Origin of the sequence: Burkholderia sp. LMG 13014 (assembly GCF_905232215.1) — a bacterium.
Taxonomy (GTDB): Bacteria; Pseudomonadota; Gammaproteobacteria; order Burkholderiales; family Burkholderiaceae; genus Burkholderia.
Genome location: NZ_CAJNKE010000543.1, coordinates 1 through 3,937, shown reverse-complemented (window position 1 = coordinate 3,937; position 3,937 = coordinate 1). Strand labels below are relative to the sequence as shown.

The 3,937-nt window shown below is 70.4% G+C and carries 4 protein-coding genes; 2 read left to right on the top strand and 2 right to left on the bottom strand.

The genetic code is table 11. The features are described from left to right. Both JYJ84_RS30475 and JYJ84_RS30470 read left to right on the top strand, forming a co-directional pair. Positions 1–452 (top strand): LysR substrate-binding domain-containing protein (locus JYJ84_RS30475; RefSeq protein ID WP_240201922.1); only part of this gene is annotated, 452 nt, incomplete at its 5' end. 144 nt (positions 453–596) lie between these two features. Beyond that, positions 597–1,934, top strand: coding sequence for an MFS transporter (locus JYJ84_RS30470; protein WP_175219426.1), 1,338 nt, complete (start codon positions 597–599; stop codon positions 1,932–1,934). Between the two features lie 128 nt (positions 1,935–2,062). Here JYJ84_RS30470 and JYJ84_RS30465 read toward each other — a convergent pair whose 3' ends face one another. Together JYJ84_RS30465 and JYJ84_RS30460 are read right to left on the bottom strand one after the other, a co-directional pair. Next, the gene (locus JYJ84_RS30465) at positions 2,063–3,073 is read right to left on the bottom strand and encodes a 3-hydroxybutyryl-CoA dehydrogenase (protein WP_175219424.1); all 1,011 of its coding nucleotides are present in this window, start codon (positions 3,071–3,073) and stop codon (positions 2,063–2,065) included. Next, the coding region (locus JYJ84_RS30460) for an NAD/NADP octopine/nopaline dehydrogenase family protein (RefSeq protein WP_205189878.1) at positions 3,070–3,937 on the bottom strand (868 nt) is incomplete at its 5' end. The genes JYJ84_RS30460 and JYJ84_RS30465, both read right to left, overlap by 4 nt.

Below are 3,937 nucleotides of genomic sequence, written 5' to 3'. Positions count from 1 at the left end.
CGGAGCCGCAGCAGCCGGACGCCGGCCTCGACACCATCGCGCTGCTCGACGACCGGCTGACGGTGCTCGCCGACGCCGCGCACCCGCTGCAGCGCAAGCGCGGGCTCACGCTCGCGGATCTCGCCGATCAGGAATGGCTGCTGCCGGAAGCGACGATTCCCGTGCGGCACCGGATCGACGACGCGTTCCGCGCACGCGGCCTGCCGGCGCCGCGCCTGCGCATCGAGACCGATTTCGGCAATACGTCACTGCTGCAGCTGTTGCGCGGTACACCGCTGCTGTGTGTCGGCGGCATGGATGCGCTCGACCAGGTGACCGGCTTGCGCGCACTCGACCTGCGGGCCGGCGAGCTCGAACTGGACCGCCGCATCGGCGCGATGCACCGGGCGGGCGCGTACGTGCCACCACTGGCGCAGCGGATGATCGCGCTGCTGCGGGAAAGCGTGGGGTAGGCGCGGCGAAGCGCCGCGACCATCATTTGCGGGAGTGATGACCCTCCCCTTTTTCTGCGGATTTGACCGGCGGCACGGTGCCGACAACACTAGCCCGCAGTGCTGCAAAGACGGCACGCGCCCGCCTCCCCTTCAGAGTCCGCCATGGTCCCGACCGACACCGTGCAATACCCGAGCGCCGCCCGGCCGCTCGCCGACCGGCAGTTGCGCCGGATCGTCATCGCCTCCGTCGCCGGCAACGCGATGGAGTGGTACGACTTTTTCGTGTACGGCACGGCCGCGGCGCTGGTGTTCGGCCATGTGTTCTTTCCGCCGGGCGCGTCGCCGCTCGCGGGCAGCCTCGCCGCGTTCGCGGCCTTCGCGCTCGGCTTCGTCGCGCGGCCGCTCGGCGGGATCGTGTTCGGCCACGTCGGCGATCGTTACGGGCGCAAGGCGTCGCTCGTGTGGACGCTGCTGATCATGGGCGCGTCGACCTTCGCGATCGGCCTGCTGCCGACCTATGCGCAGGTCGGCGTGTGGGCGCCGGCCGCACTCGTCGCGCTGCGCCTGCTGCAAGGCATTGCGTCCGGCGGCGAATGGGGCGGCGGCGTGCTGATGATCAGCGAGAACGCGCCGCCGGAACAGCGCGGCTACTACGCCGCGTGGAGCCAGCTCGGCGTGGGCGGCGGCTTCGTGCTGTCGTCGGCCGCGTTTCTCGCCGCGCAGGCACTGCCGGACGACGCGTTCCGCACCTGGGGCTGGCGGCTGCCGTTCCTCGCGAGCATCGCCATCTTCGCGATCGGCATCTATATCCGCCGCCATTTGCCGGAAAGCCGCGATTTCGAGCAGGCCGGCAAGCGCGGCGCGCACACGCACCTGCCGATCGTCGAATGCCTCCGTCGCCATCCGAAGGAAATCCTGCTCGCGATGGGGCTGCGCGTGGCCGAAAACGGCGGCGCGTACATCTTCCTCGCGTTCTCGCTCGTCTACGGCAAGTACGTCGGCATCCCGAACGGCGTGATGCTGACCGGCGTGATGATCGCGATGATCGTCGAGATGGGCGCGATGCTCGCGTGGGGCCGGCTGTCCGACCGGATCGGCCGCAAGCCCGTGTACCTGATCGGCGCGCTGAGCCTCGTCGCGTGCGCATTCCCGTTCTTCTGGCTACTCGATACGCGCGCGACGCCGCTCGTGTGGCTCGCGCTCACGGTCGGCACGGCGGTGAGCCACGGCGCGATGATCGGCACGCTGCCCGCGCTCGTCGGCGAGCTGTTCAGTACCGAGGTGCGTTACTCGGGCGTCGCGCTCGGGCATGAAGTCGCATCGATCTTCGCGGGCGGGATGTCGCCGCTGATCGCGACCGCGCTGCTCGCGCACTATCACGCGTCGTGGCCCGTGTCGCTGTTCCTCATCGCGCTCGGCCTCGTGACCGTCGCGACGCTGTGCGTGATGCGCGAGACGCGTGCCGCACCGGCCGCCGGCACGCGCGGCGATACGGCATGAGTGCGCGGCCCGCGCCGGCCGCGACGCTCGTGCCTTTGCCCTTGCCGCCGGGTGAGCGTCACGCCGGCTCACGGTGCCACGTGCGCGCCTTCGTGGCACCGCGAGCGCGCTCGGCATCGACGCCCGGGCTACACGTCCTGCTTGCTTCGCCCGCCGTCGAATACCGGCGCCAGCCCGAGATGATCGAGCAACCGCGCGAATTCGCCGAGCCGCTGCCGCATGTACGCGGGCACGTCCACGTCCGCATAGTCGTGGAAGCCGGTACCCGTGCGCACCCCGTCGCGCCCGGCTTCCATGTTGCGCACGACGCTCGCGGCCGGCGCGAAGCGCGGGCCGATCTCGCCGGCCAGGTACTGCGACGCGTAGTACAGGATGTCGCAGCCGCCCCAGTCGATGAATTCGAGCAGCCCGAGCACCGCGAAGCGCGGGCCGAAGCCGGTGCGGATCGCCGTGTCGATATCCTCGGCGCTCGCGACGCCTTCCTCGACCATTCGCGCGGCCTCGTTCATCGCGAGCGCCTGGATGCGCGGCACGATGTAGCCGGGCGCCGGCCCGCAGATCACCGGCTTCTTGCCGACGCGTTCGAGCAGCGCAGCGAGCGCGTCGACCACCGATTGGCTGGTCGCATCGCTGCGGCTGATTTCGACGAGCGGCATCAGCAGCGCGGGATTCAGCCAGTGCGCGTTCAGCATCCGCTCCGGATGCGCGACATGGCGCTGCAATTCGGTGACAACGAAGGTCGACGTGGTCGATGCAACCGTTGCCCGCGCATCGACATGCTCGCCGAGCCAGCGCAGCGCGTCGGCCTTCGCGTCGAGCACTTCGGGCAGCGCCTCGAACACGACGTCTGCATCGCGCACGGCTTGCGCAGCGCCGTCCCGCGCGACGAGCGCGATGCGCGCAACGACCGCGTCGGCCTGCGCGGCATCGATGCGGCCGAGCGCGACTTGCGCGTGCAGCGGCCTGGCGATCTCATCGCGCGTGCGATCGTCGAAGGCGCGTTGGCCAGCCGCATCGCGCCGCTTGAAGTCGATCAGCGTCACGTCGATCCCGGCAAAGGCGAACACGAGCGCGATCCCCTGACCCATGCGCCCTGCGCCGAGCACATGCACGCGCGTCACGTCGGCGGCCGCGCTCATGCCGCGACTCCCGCGACGCCTGTGACGCCCGCGTCGAGCAGCGCACGCATCGCATCCTTCGACAGCGCCGCGATCCCGAGCCGCTCCAGCGTGCGCCCTTCCGCATACAGGTCGCGCACCGCCACCGCGCTCGCGATGCTCAGCAGCCCCTGCGCAACCGGCGTCGGCACGCCGGCCCAGCGCCCGCACGACACGATGAACGACAGCCCGAGCCGGGTGTCTTCGAGCATGTAGCGATGGGTGCGCAGATCGATCTTCTCGCGCCAGTCGCCGCTATCGGTCAGCTTGCCGTGCGCGCTGCGCCCGTACATCCATTCGTCGCCTTCGGCTGCGTAGTGATCCGCGAGCGGGAAATGCGGCGCGCGGTAGCCGAGCGCTTCGCGCACCGCGATGCGTTCGGCATCGAGCGCGTTCGTCACGCGGCGGATCGATGGCTGCGTGCCTTCGTTGTGGATGTCCCATGCGTCGAAGTGTTCGAGCGGCCCGGCGTTCATCAGGATCAGCGGCGGATGGATCACGGGCCCCGCGTTCATCAGCGCGCCGGACAACGCATCCTCGACCGGCTCGACCGACGGATAGCCCGCGCGCAGCACGTCGAACGCCCAACCCGCCGCATTCGCCGGAAGCACGCCGGTCGGCAGACGCGTCGCGTAGGCACTGATCACGACGTCGTTGTCGCCATGCTTGCGCACCAGGTACGGCAGCGTGCCCGTTTCGGCGAACGCGACGCGCGCTCGGTTGCCGGCGTCGGCCGCCGCCTGCGCGAACACGAAGCTGCCGAACGTGCCGGGCGGCAGGAACACGACCTGGCCATCCTCCAGCAAAGGCGCGACCTGCGCGGCGAGCGAGTCGTGCGACGTGGCC

Excerpts from the sequence above, each read along its gene's own strand:
- JYJ84_RS30470 (WP_175219426.1), top strand. The coding sequence starts at position 597 with ATGGTCCCGACCGACACCGTGCAATACCCGAGCGCCGCCCGGCCGCTC.
- JYJ84_RS30465 (WP_175219424.1), bottom strand. The coding sequence starts at position 3,073 with ATGAGCGCGGCCGCCGACGTGACGCGCGTGCATGTGCTCGGCGCAGGG.